The sequence below is a fragment of the Pedobacter sp. genome, from assembly GCF_965249885.1.
Taxonomy (GTDB): Bacteria; Bacteroidota; Bacteroidia; order Sphingobacteriales; family Sphingobacteriaceae; genus Pedobacter.
In genome coordinates this window covers 1,077,077-1,093,720 of the sequence record NZ_OZ252254.1, presented here as the reverse complement: position 1 = coordinate 1,093,720, position 16,644 = coordinate 1,077,077, and the positions used below count along the sequence as shown (strand labels likewise).

The window sequence follows — 16,644 nt, the reverse complement described above, 5'->3', positions numbered from 1 at the left end:
TCTTCCCGTTTTTTAATTTTTAATTCTTGCTAAAGCATAAGCATCTTCATCAAAGTCTTCGTCAATTTTAATCCTACTGATTTTCCATTGCGAATTAGCTTCAAAGACATATAGCTTAAATCTTAGGGGACGCTCGCTGTAAATAATAGCATAGCTATAGATGAAAAATTTGTCAGCTAATTTTAGTTTGTTGATTAGCTGTGCTCCGCTATATTTTCCGATCATGTCAAGAGAGATGTCTACAATCTCTTTATTATAGTTCCTAAGAAGTAGCGGCTTAGCCCAATCAAAATTATTTTTAATCTGTTGAATGGAGCTAACTGGTTGGTTTGCCTCTTTCGCAAATTCTTTAAAAAACAAATTTACAAGCTCGTCAGCATTTGATTGTGCCATTGATTTATTGCTGATCATAATGACCGACAATAAGAGTGTTAATAGAAATTTCATAATATAGGGGTTATTTGTGTACAGTTAAGTTAGCAAATAAAAATCACTTATCGTTGTAATAATATTGAGGTAATCCCTTAATAGGCATCATCACTTTCCATGGTGAAATTCAATCTCAAATCACTTCTAACTGGAAAGTGATCGGATAGTTTTTCTTTAGAAATGTGGTGATTGATGATATCGAAATTTTTGGTGGTAGCGATGTAGTCGATTTGGAAATTAGGGAAGTCACCATTGTAAGTTTTGCCGAAACCGCTGCCTTTTTCCTTAAAAGCATTTTTAAGGGAACCGGTAATTTGAGTAACACAAAAAGAAGCTGGGGTGTCATTAAAATCACCGGCAATGATATAAGGGAGTTTGCATTGCTGCATTTCCGATTTCATTAATTTCACTTGCTCACTTCTTCTTAAAAAGGCAGATTTCAACATGCTGGCAATTCTTCTCGATGATTTGTACTCAGGATCCATTTTCGCCACTTTTCCAATGTAATCATAGTCTTCTTTTTGAAATGAGATGGACTGGAAGTGCACGTTATAAATTCTGAATTCCTGTCCTTCAATTTTCAGGTCAACGTAGATACTGCTATTTCCGGCAAACTCACCAAAAGAAATTTCACCTTTATTTTGAATAGGAAAGCGGGAAAATATAGCCAAGCCTGCCGCTTCGTAATTATTATCTACCGACGGGACGAAATAATAGTGCTTTAATTTCAAACGTTTTTTTACACTGTCAACCAAATCAAATTCGCCTTTTTTCCGGCTGAAAAATTCTTGAAAACATACCACGTCTGGATGCTGTTCTTCAATTAGGTTAATAATTTGATCTTTGGTAGAAACGTCGTTATTCTCTCCGTATTTCTTAAATTGATGTACATTATACGTCATTAAACGTAGGTAATGTTCACTGTCTTTCTTGCTAGAACCCTCTTCTCCACTAAATTGATAAGTTGCTGTAAGTGTTTTCCAACCGAGAAGAATGATGGCCAAAGTAACCAAAGCAAACAGTAATTGACGCCTAAACAGCCAAAAGATGACGAAAATCACATTAGCGATTAAAGCGAAGGTATAACCCAATCCGGCAAAAGCAATCCAGATATTACTTTTAGGATCAGTTTGTCCGGCCAACATGCCCATGGCTAAAAATATCAGCAGAATTACCGCCAACACTAGCATTAATTTATCAAATAAAGGAAGCTTTGCTTTTTGGCTCATTAGTTTTTGCTTGCGTCGAATAAGGTTTGTTTTTCTTTGGCTGTTAGGTTTTCGTAGCCACTCTTTGAAATTTTATCTAAAATGGCGTCAATTTCAGCTTGGTTTGTGGCAGCACTTTTTTGCTTAGGTTTTTCATTTTTTATAACTTTTAGCTTAGGTTTTTTAACAAGAAAGCTGCTAAGATCGGTTCCTTTTTGAAGTAATTTAATGTAGAAGAAGCCAAATAATGCACCACCTAAATGGGCTAAATTGCCACCAATATTCATCGATTTTGGAGCCACACCCACTACATCAATGAGTACGTACACTAACAATAGATATTTTAGTCTCACATCGCCAAACAGCAATAAGCGAACGCTGTAATTTGGAACTAGCGTTGCAATTGCGCTAAAAATAGCCATTACAGCGGCCGAAGCTCCAATAAGTGTCGCGTTTTTACTGTCTAACTGCGGACTTAAGTTGAATATCAACGCAAATGCCAAGGCACCTACAATTGCACCGCCCCAATACACTACCTGAAATTGACGAGGCTTTAAAAAATCTAAAAATAAGTTGCCCATCCAATACAACCAAAGTAGGTTGAAGAAAATGTGTAATAATCCGCCATGTAAAAACGCATAGCTAATTATGGTGTAAAATCGAAAAGGCCATTGCGCAATATCTGCTGGAAAAGCCAGATATTCATTAACGTAGTACTCTCCCAAGTTTGCTGGTAAGAACAAACTACCCACTCCAACTACTATAAATACAATAACATTAATTGCAATGTATAGCATAGCAGGGTTGCCCGATTTAAAAAATCGATACCGAAAATCTCCAAAGTTGTTATTCATAGTAATTGTAAAATCTGTCTTTATCCTTCCAAATTTTAGCTAAAATAAATCCTATTAGTGCACCGCCTAAATGGGCGAAATGCGCAATAGAATCTCCTGGAATGCGGGCTACACCTAAAAACAATTCTATAACGATGTAAATGGGAATAAAATATTTTGCTTTAACTGGGAATGGAATAAACAAAAGCATCAGCTCCATGTTTGGGTACATTACCGCAAAGGCAGTCATTACGCCAAAAACAGCGCCCGAAGCGCCAACCATTGGGCCAAAATATACAGAACGTAATGTTTCTAAATCCTTTGGTGAGCTTACAGTTAGTGTCTGAAGATCATTAGTGAAACTTCCAGTGACTTGATAAGCTTCAAAACCTTGTACCAACCACTGCAATGCCAACGCCCCGAGTCCGGTAATTAGATAAAAGTTGAGGAATTTTTTCGGTCCCCACTTATGCTCAAGTATGCCGCCAAACATGAACAAACCAAACATATTGAAAAACAAGTGAGAGATATCAGCATGCATGAACATATAAGTGATTGGCTGCCAAATGCTAAAAAATGGAGAGTCAAAATAAAATGCAGCTAAATATTTCTCTAATGTAATGCCTTGCTGTTCAAAAACCCATGAAGCCAGCAACATGATGCCGTTGATGATCAAAAGGTTTTTTACTACTGGAGGTATTTGTATGTTATTCATTTTGTAATGCTACTTCTATTTTTCAAATTTTTGTGCCAGCTCCGCCAAAGTAATGGTTTGTATAGCGGGCTTTCCACTAATGCTAAAGTTAGGTGTTTTGCAGGCAAAAAGTTCATCAATTAAGTTGTTCATCTCTTGCTGACTTAATGCTGTGCCGGCTTTTATTGCGCTGTTTTTGGCCATGCTTCTTGCCAGTGCATCGCGTTTATTTAACTTCAATTCTTGCTGAGAGTTTTTGAATCCCTCAATTAAATCTTCAAAAAGTTGCGTTTCGTTAATATTAATGCTACCTAAATCAACCGGAATACCATCGATAATTAACGTGTTTTTGCCAAATTCTCGTACATCAAAACCTAAACTTTTGATGTCATCTAACAAGCTTTTCGCCAGTTCAAAATCGCTAGCGCTTAAGTTTACAGTTTGTGGAAAAAGGCTTTGCTGTGAAGCGCCTTTCCGATCTTCCAAATGCAGTAAAAAACGTTCGTACAAAATCCGCTCATGAGCCGCCTGTTGATCAATTACCATCACCCCCGATTTAATTTGCGACACAATATAACGGTTGTGAATTTGCATGTACTGCTTGTTGGTAGTAGCAATAAGCTCATCATTTTTATCGTCGTTCAGTGCAATAGTGGTCTGCTCAGGTTGGCTGTAACTGGTTATCTCGTATAACGAACTCCAGTTTTGGCTCACCTCTTTTGGTTGATATTGTTCTTTAAAATACGTAGTTTTTGGACTAGCAGTTTTCGGTGTTCCAAAAGGGTTAAAGTCGGGATTGAATGAAATGCTAGGCGGAACAATATCTTCTGGCGCTTTTGGCGTAATCATATTGCTAAAGGCCGTTTCCTGATTAAAATCTAATGTTGGACTAATGTTGAACCTGCCAAGCGAGCGTTTTATGGCAGAATGTATAATGGCGTAAATAGATTTTTCATCTAAATACTTAATTTCAGTTTTAGTAGGGTGAACGTTGACATCAATTTTCGCAGGATCGATATCAATAAACAACACGTACAGAGGAAAATTATCATCTGGTAGCAATTCCTGATAAGCTTTATTTACGGCATGGTTCAGGTAATTATCCTTGATAAATCTGTCATTAACAAAGAAAAACTGCTCTCCACGAGTTTTCTTAGCAAATTCCGGCTTGCCAATGTAGCCTTTCAAATTTATAATTGTGGTTTCTTCTTCAACAGGAATTAAACGTTCGTTATAATTATTGCCAAACAAATGTACAATGCGCTGCTTGATGGTAGCGGCTGGCAAGCGGTAAATTTCGTTACCATCATGGTGTAAACTAAAAGCGATGTGTGGCTTTGCCAATGCTACCCGCTGAAACTCATCAATAATGTAGCGCATTTCAGTTGGGTTGCTTTTAAGGAAATTACGACGGGCAGGCGTATTGTAAAATAAGTTTTTAACACAAATGCTGGTTCCGTTAGCTGTTGCTATGGGTTCTTGCTTGGTAATCGAAGAACCTTCAATTTCAACCAATGTTCCTACTTCATCTTCGTGGCGCTTGGTTTTCATCTCCACTTGCGCAATTGCAGCAATAGAAGCCATGGCCTCGCCTCTAAAACCCATGGTGCGGATCGCAAATAAATCATCCGCTTTTCGCACTTTAGAGGTGGCGTGGCGTTCAAAGCACATACGGGCATCGGTAACGCTCATGCCGCAACCGTTATCAATAACTTGGATTAAAGCTTTTCCCGCATCTTTGATGATTAACTGTATTTTATCTGCACCGGCATCAAGAGCGTTTTCAAGCAATTCTTTTACTGCCGAGGCAGGCCTTTGCACTACTTCTCCTGCTGCTATCTGATTGGCTACACTATCGGGTAAAAGTTGAATGATATCGGACATTTATTTCGCTTTCTAAATGCCGCTAATTTACAAAAATAAGCCTTAACCAAGAGTCATGTTTTCATGTGGTTGATACTAAAGGAGATGAGTGGGGTGTAATGGTTAATAGTTAATGGTTAATGGTTAATGATCAATGAACCAATAATCAATCCTACTAATGACAAATGAACTAATGACCAATGAACCAATGACCAATGACCAATGACCAATGAACCAATAACCAATAATCAATAACCACGGAGTTGATAATAGCGATAAACCGCAGTTAACTAAAAAACCAAACAAACCAACCAACCAACCAACCAACCAACAACCAACCAAACACAAAATTGTAAAATCTTAACATAGGTCAATACGAAGTGAATGGAAATTAAATACATTTGCTTCCATTAAACTATTCATCAATATGAAACTAAAAATCACTTCTATTTTAATGTTAGCTGTAGTGGCTAGCTTTTCTTTTTTGGCATTTGCGCCAAAGGCTGATGTTTACACTGTAGATGCGGCTAAATCAACTGTTACTTGGGAAGGTAAAAAATTCTCAGGATCACACAACGGTACTGTAGCATTAACTTCAGGTACTTTACAATTTGCAGGTAAAAAATTAGTTGGCGGTGGCTTTGTAGCTAACATGACTACCATTAAAGATGCTGACGGAAGTGCTGGCTTAGAAAAACACTTGAAAAATGACGATTTTTTCGGCGTTGAAAAATTTCCTGCTGCAAACTTCGTAATTAAAAAAGTAGAAGGATCAGGTGCTGATGTTAAAATCACTGGTGATTTAACCATTAAAGGTAAAACTAACTCGGTGAGTTTCCCAGCTAAAGTTACTTGGAATGCAGACAAATCGGTGAGTGCTGTTGCTGAAAAAATTGTAGTTGATAGAACTAAATATGGTATCGAATACAAATCGAAATCTATCTTCAGCAGCATTGGCGATAACTTTATTTACGATGATTTCACTATTAGTGTAAACCTAGTTGCAAAAAAATAATCTCCTATTAAATAGGTGTTTAGAAAATCCGAGTTTTGCTCGGATTTTTTTTTGAAATAAATAATGTATCTTTATTGAAATCCAATTATGAAATAACATACCTTAGTATAAAACAGCCGTATTTCATAAACTAAGATGCAACCTATACACTCTTCGCAAATTAACCTTCTCGTTATCGATGATGACGACATCAACATTTTCATCATCAGTAAAATTGTGGAGAAAACAGGGTATAACGTGCAAATCTGTGCTAAGCATAACGGTCAACTTGCTATAGATTATATTAAAGAACTTGTTGCAACCAACCAAGCATTACCCCATTTAGTTTTGATAGATATCAATATGCCAATACTTAATGGATGGGAATTTATTGAAGCTTATGAGGCGCTTAACTTGAACGTTGATAATGATATGTACATGCTATCATCATCGGTTTATGAAAATGACATCGAAAAGGCCAAAAGTTACAAATCTGTAAAAGGCTTTATTTCTAAGCCTTTATCTATCGATAGATTAAAAGAACTGTTAGGAGCTATACATTAAACGATATTAAATTTATCGTCGTTCAATTCAACAAAGGCCTGCGTTTTAGATTTGGAATGATAAAATAAACATTTCCATTTTTCCGCTGCTGCTCTGTGGCCAAATTTGTCCCTAAGCTCCATCGCTTTGCGACCATCGTAATCGTACTTAGCTACAAATTTTCTGATCAATTCTTCCGGTTCTGGAAGCACATCGCCGCCAAAAAATACTTTATCCTCCCCATCTTCAATTAAAAAAACCTGATGGTATGGACAATGTGCTCCTGTGAATTCATAACTGATTTCGTTAGTTAGCTTGCCGCTATCTTCAATTAAATGTATCTGAGCATTGCGCTGTATGAAATCAAAAATTTCGGTGTGATAGGAAGATGATTTGCTTGAAAACGCAGTTTCCCATTCGCCACGTTGCATTACGTAGGTAGCATTTGGAAAGCTCAGCTCCATTTTGCCATCGTAGTGATGCACCATACCGCCCGAGTGATCAAAGTGTAAGTGCGACATTAATACCAGCTCTACATCATCTGGGTCGAACCCGGCCTTACGGATGTTTTCATGCAGATGTAATTTCCCTTCGGCGTTGCTGTAGCCTAATCCAGTATCTAAAAGGACCAAGCTGTTTTCCAGTTTCACTAAAAATGGCTGTACATGGATAAACAAAGATGCAGGTCGGTCTTTAGGATTATCTTTCTGAGGATCAAAAGGAATAAATTTCTTACTTGCATCAACCGAATATGAACCTTCTGATAGGGTGAAAACTTGTATAGCCATCTTTTTTTACGAAAGAAAATTAATGATATATTTACAGGTTGCAAATATACGTACAGCCTTTGACAATAGGCCCACAACGAAAAAAAATGCCATAACTATGAATAAACGATGGGTAATTAGCGAATGTAAAGATGAAGTGAGCGTAGATGAACTAGCCCAGCAATTGAATATTGACCGTAGTTTGGCTTCTATTTTAGTACAACGTGGGATCTGTTCGTTCGAGGATGCCCGCCATTTTTTTAGGCCTCAGTTAGCCCATTTACATGATCCTTTTTTAATGAAGGATATGGAAGTAGCTATTTTACGAATACAAAGTGCCATTGCTAGCAGCGAAAAAATATTAGTGTATGGTGATTATGATGTAGACGGTACAACTGCAGTCGCCCTATGTTATCAGTTTTTCAGTCAATTCACTGCCAATATTGAATTTTACATTCCAGATAGGCACGCTGAAGGTTACGGCATATCCACGCAGGGGATAGATTTTGCGAAGGCTAACGGTTTTTCTTTAATTATTGCATTGGATTGCGGCATACGTTCCGTTGATAAAATAGCCTATGCCAATGGCTTGGGTATCGATTTTATCATTTGTGACCACCATTTGCCGGGCGAAGAGCTGCCCAATGCTGTGGCTGTGCTGGATCCAAAACGTAACGATTGTGACTATCCTTTTAAGGAACTTGCTGGATGCGGCATTGGTTTGAAGTTGGCACAAGCTTATTGCATGGCCAATGATTTGCCCGACGAACTTTACGAACAATACCTCGATTTGTGCATGGTGAGTATTGCTGCGGATATTGTTCCAATTGTGGATGAAAATAGGGTAATGGCCTATTATGGTTTGCTAAAGTTGAACCATCAGCCATCAATGGGACTAAAGGCATTAATGCAAATAGCGGGTAAAACCGAAAATTATAGCATTTCGGATGTGGTGTTTATGCTAGCGCCCCGCATTAACGCTGCAGGTAGAATGGGACATGCCAGTGAGGCTGTAAAAATGTTATTAAGTAATGAAGCTTTTATCGCTGACGAGCAAAGCGCATTGATTAATCTGCAAAACTCGGAAAGAAAGAGTTTTGATCAGGATATTACCGCAGAAGCGTTGGCTATTATTGAACAGGATGAAGTATTAATTAACAGAAAAACAACGGTTGTTTTCCAAGACAGTTGGAATAAGGGGGTAATCGGAATTGTAGCATCAAGATTAACGGAGAAATACTACAGGCCTACCATTGTATTAACGCATTCCAACGGAAATTATACGGGTTCGGCAAGGTCGGTAGTGGGTTACGATTTGTACGAAGCCTTGGTAGAATGTAGCGATTTGCTCATCCAGTTTGGAGGGCACAAATATGCCGCTGGATTAACCATTGCAGCAGAAAACTTGCCATTGTTTGCTGAACGTTTTGAACAGGTGGTAGCTAACAGCATCCATCCATCTTTATTAATTCCAGAAATTAACATCGACGCATGTATCGAGCTGCAACAAATTGATGGTAAGTTCTTCAGGATTTTATCTCAAATGGCGCCGTTTGGCCCACAAAATTTAGCACCTGTGTTTATCAGCCATCAGGTAAGCTTGGTAGGATTTCCACAAGTAGTAGGTGCAAAACATTTAAAAATAAGTATAAAACAACAAAATTCAGCTATTTTTGACGCTATTGGTTTTAACTTGGGCGAATTTGAGAATTTGTTAAAACCAAACCAGCTTTTTTCCATTTGTTATACGATAGAAGAAAACATTTGGAAAGATAAAAGGCGTTTACAACTGAATATAAAAGGAATTAAAATTTAGGTGGGAAGTATACATTTTAAGTTAGTAAAGACTAGAGAGCCATACGTCAACCATCTAAACAATCAAAATTAAATGATTTTAAGAGCAGAACATCTCATTAAAAAATATAAGCAACGTACCGTTGTTAACGATGTATCTTTTGAAGTAAGTCAGGGTGAAATTGTAGGTTTGTTGGGCCCTAATGGCGCTGGTAAAACTACATCGTTCTACATGATTGTAGGCTTGATTAAGCCAAATGAGGGAAATATTTTTTTGGAAGGAGAAGATATTACCAAAGATCCAATGTACCGTAGAGCGCAAAAAGGAATTGGTTATTTGGCACAAGAAGCCAGTGTTTTCCGTAAGCTATCGGTGGAGGATAATATCATGGCAATTTTGGAGATGACGAAGCTGAATAAGGAAGAGCGTAAAGATAAATTGGAGGAATTGCTCACGGAGTTCAGTTTACACAAAGTACGCAAAAACCGCGGCGATTTGCTTTCTGGGGGTGAACGCCGCCGAACTGAAATTGCTAGGGCATTGGCAGCCAACCCGAACTTTATTTTGTTGGATGAACCTTTTGCTGGTGTGGATCCCATTGCTGTGGAAGAAATTCAAAGCATTGTAGCTAAACTAAAGCAAAAAAATATAGGTATTTTAATTACCGACCATAACGTACAGGAAACGCTTTCCATTACGGATAGGGCTTACTTACTTTTTGAGGGGAAAATCCTTGAATCGGGTACGCCGGAAGTACTTGCCTCCAATGAAATGGTGCGTAAAGTATATTTAGGATCTAACTTCGTTCTTCGTAAAAAAAACCTATAATTACACATGGCAATAGTAAATTCTATTTTTACGTGGTACATGAAAAAGCGCATTCATCAAATTGAGCTTTTTATGAAGTACCCGTTAGATGTACAGGATGAATGGTTGCACACCTTAATTGCCAGTGCCGAAAATACCGAATGGGGAAAGTTGTACGACTATAAATCGATTTTAACTTTACAACAGTTTAAAGAACGAGTTCCCATCCAAAATTATGATACGCTGAAGCCTTACATCGAACGAATGTTGCAAGGCGAACAAAACATACTTTGGCCTTCTGAAATCAAATGGTTTGCTAAATCATCGGGAACTACAAGCGATCGTAGCAAGTTTATTCCGGTATCTGAAGAAGCTTTAGAAGAGTGCCATTTCCGCGGTGGAAAAGACATGCTTTCTATTTATTGCAACAACCGGCCTAATGCGCAAATTTTTACTGGTAAAGGTTTGGTTTTAGGCGGCAGCCATCAAATAAACGAGCTGTGTGAGGATATTCATTACGGGGATTTATCTGCTGTGCTGATTAAAAATTTGCCAGTTTGGGCAGAGTATTACCGCACTCCGGACATGTCCATAGCGCTGATGGATAACTATGAGCAAAAGATGGATAAGATGGCAGAAGCAACCATCAAAGAAAACGTAACCAGTATTTCTGGTGTTCCAACTTGGACCATCGTTTTGGCTAAAAAAGCCATGGAAATAACTGGTGCTAAAAACTTGCTGGAAATTTGGCCTAATTTGGAGGCTTATTTTCATGGGGCAGTTAACTTTACGCCCTACCGAGAGCAATTCAAAGAGCTGATTCCTACTTCGGAAATGTATTATCTGGAAACTTACAATGCTTCCGAAGGTTTTTTTGGAATTCAAGACCAGGCTAACTCCGAGGAATTATTGCTAATGTTAGACTATGGCATTTACTATGAATTTTTGCCGTTAGAAAACATTGATGATGAAAACCCCAAAACGCTTTCGCTTGATCAGGTAGAGTTACATAAAAATTATGCAATCATTATAAGTACTAATGGCGGTTTATGGCGCTATATGATCGGCGATACGGTGAGTTTTACTTCCCTTTATCCTTTCCGCATTAAAATAACTGGCCGTACCAAGCATTTTATTAACGCTTTTGGTGAAGAAGTGATTATCGATAATGCAGAAAATGCGTTGACTAAAGCTTGTTCTACCACTCAAGCGAAGGTGAAAGATTATACGGCCTGTCCGATTTATTTTAGTGGCGAGCAAGCTGGAGGGCACGAGTGGATCATTGAATTTGAAAAACAACCTGACGACTTTGAACAGTTTGTTGATGTATTAGATCAAACGCTTCGTGAAGTGAATTCTGATTATGATGCCAAGCGCTTTAAAGATATGGCTTTGCGCAGACCAAAAGTGCATAACGCACCTCCAGACACGTTCTACAATTGGATGAAAAACAGAGGGAAGTTGGGAGGACAGCACAAAGTTCCACGTTTAGCCAACAATAGGGATTACGTGGACGATATCCTAAAGTTGTTGTAAGTCCCATGGCTTTTTTGCGCAAATTAACAAGCAATTATTGGTACTTAGCTTGGCTATTGTTGTTCCTCTTCTTGTTTTTTTTAATGCTGCGAATCACCTTAAAGTACTTTCCTTTCAATAGTGATGTCGCATTTTTACAAATCAAGCAAACCGAAGTTAACAATGTTTCATTTTACCTGCCAACTTTTTACGTTCATGTGTACAGTTCTATCTTGGTACTTGTTGCGGGTTTTACACAATTCAATAATTCCCTCCTAAAAAGCTACCGAAATTTACATCGGGTGATAGGTTATCTATATGTAATCGTAGTGCTGTTTTTCTCGGCGCCATCGGGACTGGTAATAGGTTTATTTGCTAACGGAGGATTAAGCTCAAAAGTTGCTTTTGTTATCCTCGCTATTTTATGGTTTATTTTTACCCTAAATGCTACGTTGAGCGCAAAAGGCAGGGATTTTAAACGACATCAAGAATTTATGCTTCGCAGTTTTGCGCTAGCTTTTTCGGCAGTAACATTGCGCTTATGGAAAGTAATTCTTGTATATTTATTTCAACCCGCACCTATGGATGTTTATCAAATTATTGCATGGTTGGGCTGGGTGCCTAATTTACTTTTTGTTGAATGGCTGATTAAAAATAATACTAATAAAAAAATACAAACCTTATGAAAAAACTATTGATCACTATCGTCGCTATAGTGGCATTTTACGCTTGCACAAGCAAGCCCGTTGAAAAAAATACAGAAAAAGTTGTTGAAGATACGATAGCTGTTTCGGGCTTAAGCCGAGATAGCTTACTCGGTTCATGGGTGGGGAATTTCACTGCATCGGAATCAAAAGATAACATTGAAAGCTCCAACAAAATCACGCTGATAATAAAAAATATTCAAAAGGACGTAGTTACCGGTCGCAGTATAGTTGCTGGCAACGACAGGCCTTTTTATGGAAAATTGATTGAAAAGGATGGGGAGTTCCATTTGACGTTAGAAGAACCTGGTGATGATAAATACGACGGAAAATTTGATGTTATTTTCAAAGGTGAATTATTTGAAGGTAGTTGGGAAACCTTCAATAAGAATATCAATGTTACGAAGAGGAATTTTAAGCTGACGAAAAAAGCTTTTGTTTATGATGCTACAGCTATGTTGACCGATAAAGATGATTTGACAGATTGGCACAATGAAAAGTTAAAGAAAGATACTGCTACGGTGGACGGTAAAGTAGAAATTTATGAAAATCAATACTATCGGAGTGCTTCTGATGCTGTATATAAAATCAACTCGTCAACACAGGAGCTTAAAGAAAGTGATTTGAAGAATTTACGCAAGTTAGATCTTCAAATCTTAAGAAACACCATTTTCGCAAGACATGGCTACTCCTTTAAGAAAGAAACTTATCGACAGTTTTTTGATTATGTAGATTGGTACGTGCCAATTAGCAATAATGTAGAAAAGGAACTTACTTCCTTGGAGAAAAAGAATATCAAATTATTGGAAAAATTTGAGAAATATGCCGAAGATAACTATGATACATTTGGTAGATAGCTTTTTAAATTTAGACAAAAGGTTAACATCTTTTCAGCGGTAAAAATTTTACATTTGCAGCTATGATACAGAAGTTACAGTTATACAACACACTTACCCGTAAAAAGGAAGTTTTTGAGCCCATCAATGCGCCACATGTAGGCATGTATGTGTGCGGTCCAACCGTTTACAGCGATGTGCACTTGGGTAACTGTCGTACTTTTATTTCGTTTGATCTTATTTTTCGTTACTTAAAATACAGTGGTTATAAAGTGCGTTATGTGCGTAATATTACCGATGCGGGCCATTTAGAGGGCGATAGGGATGAGGGAGACGATAAATTCGCAAAGCGTGCTAAGCTAGAGCAATTGGAGCCGATGGAGATTGTACAAAAGTACACCCTGGGTTTCCATGAGGTTTTAGCCATGTTCAACACGTTGCCGCCTAGCATTGAGCCTACCGCTACCGGACACATTATCGAGCAAATTGAGATGGTAAAGAAAATCATTGCCAACGGATTTGCTTACGAAATTGATGGTACGATTTATTTCGATGTAGAAAAGTATAGCAAAGAATATAATTATACCATATTAACCAACAGAAAGTTAGAAGACTTGTTGGAAAACACCCGTGAACTTAGCGGTCAGGATGATAAAAAAGGCCGTTTAGATTTTGCCCTTTGGATCAAAGCCAAACCAGAAACACTGATGCAATGGCAATCTCCATGGGGCATGGGATTTCCGGGTTGGCATATCGAGTGCTCGGCGATGAGTGCTAAATATTTAGGTGCCGAGTTTGATATTCACGGTGGGGGAATGGATTTAGCGGCTACGCACCACACCAATGAAATTGCACAGTCGGAAGCTTGCTCCAACCATCAGCCTGCTAAATACTGGATGCACACCAATATGCTTACAGTTAACGGTACCCGTATGTCAAAATCTGCTGGTAACGGATTTTTGCCGCATGAACTTTTTACGGGCAGTCATCCACTATTGCGAAAAGGATATAGCCCAATGACGGTGAAGTTTTTTATGCTTCAGGCGCATTACCGTAGCACCTTGGATTTCAGTAATGATGCCTTGGATGCTTCAGAAAAAGGCTTTAGAAGATTGATGAATGCAGTAGCATTGTTGCCTAAATTATCGCCTTCGGCAGATGGAAATATTGATATTGCCCCAATTAGAGAAAAGTGTGTAAATGCCATGAACGACGATTTTAACAGTCCGGTAGCTATTGCCGAACTATTTGAAGCGGCTCGTATCATCAACTCTGTTTATGATGGCAGTGCAAAAATTAACGTTGAACAATTGGAGGGCCTAAAACAATTAATCAATGATTTTGTAGTTGATATTTTTGGGTTGAAGGACGAAGAAAGTGGCAGCGGTGATTTAAACGAAGTGCTGGGAATGATCATCGCTTTGCGTAGAGAAGCCAAAGAAAATAAAGATTATGCCACTTCTGATTCGATTAGGATTGGGCTACAAAAAATCGGAATTCAATTAAAAGATAGCAAAGAGGGGACCACTTGGAGTAAAATCTAAGTGCGCTATTTGCTACGTAAAAGATATTTCAATGAATAGAAAATACATTTTTATAGGCCTGTTGGCTGCTGCGGTTTTTCAATCTTGTCAGCAAAACAAACCTGCAGATGATGAAACGGCAGCAGAAGTTAAGCTACAATCGCCAAGTTTTGATGCCGATAGTGCTTTTGCCTATACCAAAGCGCAGGTGGATTTTGGTCCGAGAATTCCGTCGACAACAGCTCATGCAAAATGTGCCGCCTATTTGGAATCTAAGTTAAAGTCGTTTGGTGGTGAGGTTTTTATTCAGCAAACCACTGCCAAAACTTACGATGGCAAATCACATCAGCTAAAAAATATCATAGCCGCATTTTATCCAGAGAAAAAACAGCGTGTTTTAATTACTGCACATTGGGACGCTCGCCCATTTTCAGACGAAGATCCAAACATGGGCATGAGGGATAAACCATTTGATGCTGCTAACGATGGCGCAAGTGGTGTAGCTGTAATTTTGGAAATGGCCCGTCAAATTAAGGAGAAGCAGCCTGAGGTCGGTGTGGATTTTATTTTATGGGATATTGAAGATTATGGCAGTGCCAATGACGAAACCCCGCATGAAACTACTTGGTGCCTAGGTTCGCAGTATTGGTATAAAAATCCGCCAGTAAAAGGTTATAAGCCTATTTATGCTATCAATTTAGATATGGTTGGCGGCAGTAATGCACAATTTACGCAAGATGAAGTTTCCAGAAAATATGCCCCAACTGTTGTAAGCAAAGTATGGAGTATTGCTGCTGAAATTGGATATGGCAACTACTTCATCAACGTGGCTTCGGGCAATTTGATAGATGATCATTACTGGATTAACCAAGCTGGTATCCCTGCAATAGATGTGATTCATTATTCGGATGCAAGTGGTTTTTACAGCAATTGGCACACACAATTGGATAATTTAAATAACATTGATCGCAATACCTTGAAAGCAGTGGGTCAAACCATGCTGGAAACCATTTACAGGGAAAAATCGGCGTTGTAATAAGTGAAAGAACTTGTCTTGAGGTTGCGTTTAAATTGGCGTAATGTTCAATTGTTGATTACTTTTTTGGCGCTCGCCTAGCTAAAACACTAAATTCGTAAACACATTAAAGAAAAATGAATAAATTATATCTATCAGTACTTGCCTTGGCCCTTTCGTCAAGTATTTATGCTCAAAAATCAGATGGTACAGTAAAGTCATTAGTTGCAGCTGAGAAGGCATTTGCTCAAAAGGCGGCTAAAGATGGTGTAAACGCAGCATTCATTGAGTTTTCAGCACCTGATGGTATTGTATTCCGTCCTAACGCTGTAAATGCGAAAAAATATTTTGCTACTGCTGCTGATACCAAGGAATTAACTTGGCAACCAAATTATGCTCGCTTATCTAGAAGCAGAGATTGGGGAGTTACTTCTGGTTCTTATGTTGCAGGCAGTGATAAAAAATCGTTTGGTCATTACCTTTCGGTATGGAGAGGAAAGGATGGCGAATGGCAGTTGGTAATTGACTTAGGCGCCGAAGCAGTGAAACCAATCAAAGGCAAAGAGCCAAAAGATATGTTTGTAGAACCTAGCGGTACCTATAGTCCAAAGTTTGCTTCTGCTAAAGACATCAAAGCTGCTACCGAAATTATTTATGGTACAGAAAAAACATTGAATACAATGCTTAAAACTCATGGCGTAAATGCTTTTTCTGGGTTTTTAAATCCTGATGCTCGTTTAATGTTCCCGGGTACTGAAACTATTTTAGGAAAAGATGCTATCTTAGCATTCAACAATCGGATGATTGATAAAATTAATCTTAAAACAACACAGGCGGATAAGGCTTTAGGAGGAGACTTAGCTTATACTTATGGCTTAGCTACGATTGATTATAAAGCCGATTTGCGTGAGAGCTTTAATTACGTTTTCATTTGGGAACGCCAAAATGACGGCAATTGGAATATCATTTCACAGATATTTACTTTGGCTGAACGCTAAACAACGCTTAAACCAACATCAATATAAACTAGGATTTTGACCGGGTGTCAAGGTCCTTTTTTGTTTTATACGTGCCAAATTATTTTATTATTTTGCCAATATTTGATACTTCTGACGTTA

16 protein-coding genes are annotated in these 16,644 nt (G+C 38.2%); 10 read left to right on the top strand and 6 right to left on the bottom strand.

Going from position 1 to position 16,644, the window contains the following annotated elements; all coding sequences use genetic code 11:
- Positions 1-12 precede the first annotated feature (12 nt).
- The 5 genes from ACY2A0_RS04645 to mutL all read right to left on the bottom strand — a co-directional run bounded on the left by ACY2A0_RS04645 (position 13) and on the right by mutL (position 5,048).
- Entirely contained in the window at positions 13-447 is a 435-nt protein-coding gene (locus ACY2A0_RS04645; protein ID WP_461788395.1) for a hypothetical protein, read from the bottom strand.
- A gap of 77 nt (positions 448-524) precedes the next feature.
- Entirely contained in the window at positions 525-1,658 is a 1,134-nt protein-coding gene (locus ACY2A0_RS04640; protein WP_461788394.1) for an endonuclease/exonuclease/phosphatase family protein, read from the bottom strand.
- The gene (locus ACY2A0_RS04635) at positions 1,658-2,491 is read right to left on the bottom strand and encodes a rhomboid family intramembrane serine protease (RefSeq protein WP_461788393.1); all 834 of its coding nucleotides are present in this window, start codon (positions 2,489-2,491) and stop codon (positions 1,658-1,660) included. Before ACY2A0_RS04635 ends, ACY2A0_RS04640 begins: the two co-directional genes overlap by 1 nt.
- Positions 2,484-3,185, bottom strand: a complete 702-nt coding sequence (locus ACY2A0_RS04630; protein WP_461788392.1) for a rhomboid family intramembrane serine protease — start codon at positions 3,183-3,185, stop codon at positions 2,484-2,486. The genes ACY2A0_RS04635 and ACY2A0_RS04630 overlap by 8 nt, the downstream gene beginning before the upstream one ends.
- Before the next feature lie 15 nt (positions 3,186-3,200).
- On the bottom strand, positions 3,201-5,048 hold the full coding sequence (gene mutL, locus ACY2A0_RS04625) for a DNA mismatch repair endonuclease MutL (RefSeq protein ID WP_461788391.1): 1,848 nt from the start codon (positions 5,046-5,048) through the stop codon (positions 3,201-3,203).
- 406 nt (positions 5,049-5,454) lie between these two features.
- Between mutL and ACY2A0_RS04620 the strand changes: the two genes are divergently transcribed.
- Together ACY2A0_RS04620 and ACY2A0_RS04615 are read left to right on the top strand one after the other, a co-directional pair.
- Complete coding sequence (locus tag ACY2A0_RS04620) at positions 5,455-6,042, top strand: YceI family protein (RefSeq protein WP_461788390.1); 588 nt, start codon at positions 5,455-5,457, stop codon at positions 6,040-6,042.
- Positions 6,043-6,177: 135 nt separating this feature from the next.
- Entirely contained in the window at positions 6,178-6,585 is a 408-nt protein-coding gene (locus ACY2A0_RS04615) for a response regulator (RefSeq protein WP_461788389.1), read from the top strand.
- On the opposite strand, the gene ACY2A0_RS04610 is transcribed toward ACY2A0_RS04615, so the two are convergent.
- On the bottom strand, positions 6,582-7,352 hold the full coding sequence (locus ACY2A0_RS04610) for an MBL fold metallo-hydrolase (protein WP_461788388.1): 771 nt from the start codon (positions 7,350-7,352) through the stop codon (positions 6,582-6,584). The two genes, ACY2A0_RS04615 and ACY2A0_RS04610, sit on opposite strands and share 4 nt — an antisense overlap.
- Positions 7,353-7,449: 97 nt before the next feature.
- Here ACY2A0_RS04610 and recJ point away from each other — a divergent pair, with 97 nt between their 5' ends.
- From recJ to ACY2A0_RS04570, 8 genes are all read left to right on the top strand, one after another.
- Positions 7,450-9,147 carry a single-stranded-DNA-specific exonuclease RecJ gene (gene recJ / locus ACY2A0_RS04605; RefSeq protein ID WP_461788387.1) on the top strand — a complete coding sequence of 566 codons (1,698 nt, stop codon included), beginning with the start codon at positions 7,450-7,452 and terminating at the stop codon, positions 9,145-9,147.
- Between the two features lie 72 nt (positions 9,148-9,219).
- The gene (gene lptB / locus ACY2A0_RS04600) at positions 9,220-9,954 is read left to right on the top strand and encodes an LPS export ABC transporter ATP-binding protein (RefSeq protein WP_461788386.1); all 735 of its coding nucleotides are present in this window, start codon (positions 9,220-9,222) and stop codon (positions 9,952-9,954) included.
- Positions 9,955-9,960: 6 nt separating this feature from the next.
- A complete protein-coding gene (locus tag ACY2A0_RS04595) occupies positions 9,961-11,469 on the top strand; it encodes a GH3 auxin-responsive promoter family protein (protein WP_461788385.1) in 1,509 nt (502 codons plus the stop codon).
- A gap of 83 nt (positions 11,470-11,552) precedes the next feature.
- Positions 11,553-12,134, top strand: coding sequence for a DUF2306 domain-containing protein (locus ACY2A0_RS04590; protein ID WP_461788384.1), 582 nt, complete (start codon positions 11,553-11,555; stop codon positions 12,132-12,134).
- Positions 12,131-13,009, top strand: coding sequence for a YARHG domain-containing protein (locus tag ACY2A0_RS04585; protein ID WP_461788383.1), 879 nt, complete (start codon positions 12,131-12,133; stop codon positions 13,007-13,009). The genes ACY2A0_RS04590 and ACY2A0_RS04585 overlap by 4 nt, the downstream gene beginning before the upstream one ends.
- 62 nt (positions 13,010-13,071) lie before the next feature.
- Entirely contained in the window at positions 13,072-14,532 is a 1,461-nt protein-coding gene (gene cysS / locus ACY2A0_RS04580) for a cysteine--tRNA ligase (protein WP_461788382.1), read from the top strand.
- Between the two features lie 31 nt (positions 14,533-14,563).
- Positions 14,564-15,547 (top strand): M28 family peptidase, encoded by a 984-nt coding sequence (locus ACY2A0_RS04575; protein ID WP_461791275.1) that lies wholly within the window; start codon positions 14,564-14,566, stop codon positions 15,545-15,547.
- 116 nt (positions 15,548-15,663) lie between these two features.
- Positions 15,664-16,524, top strand: coding sequence for a YybH family protein (locus ACY2A0_RS04570; RefSeq protein WP_461791274.1), 861 nt, complete (start codon positions 15,664-15,666; stop codon positions 16,522-16,524).
- Positions 16,525-16,644 lie beyond the last annotated feature (120 nt).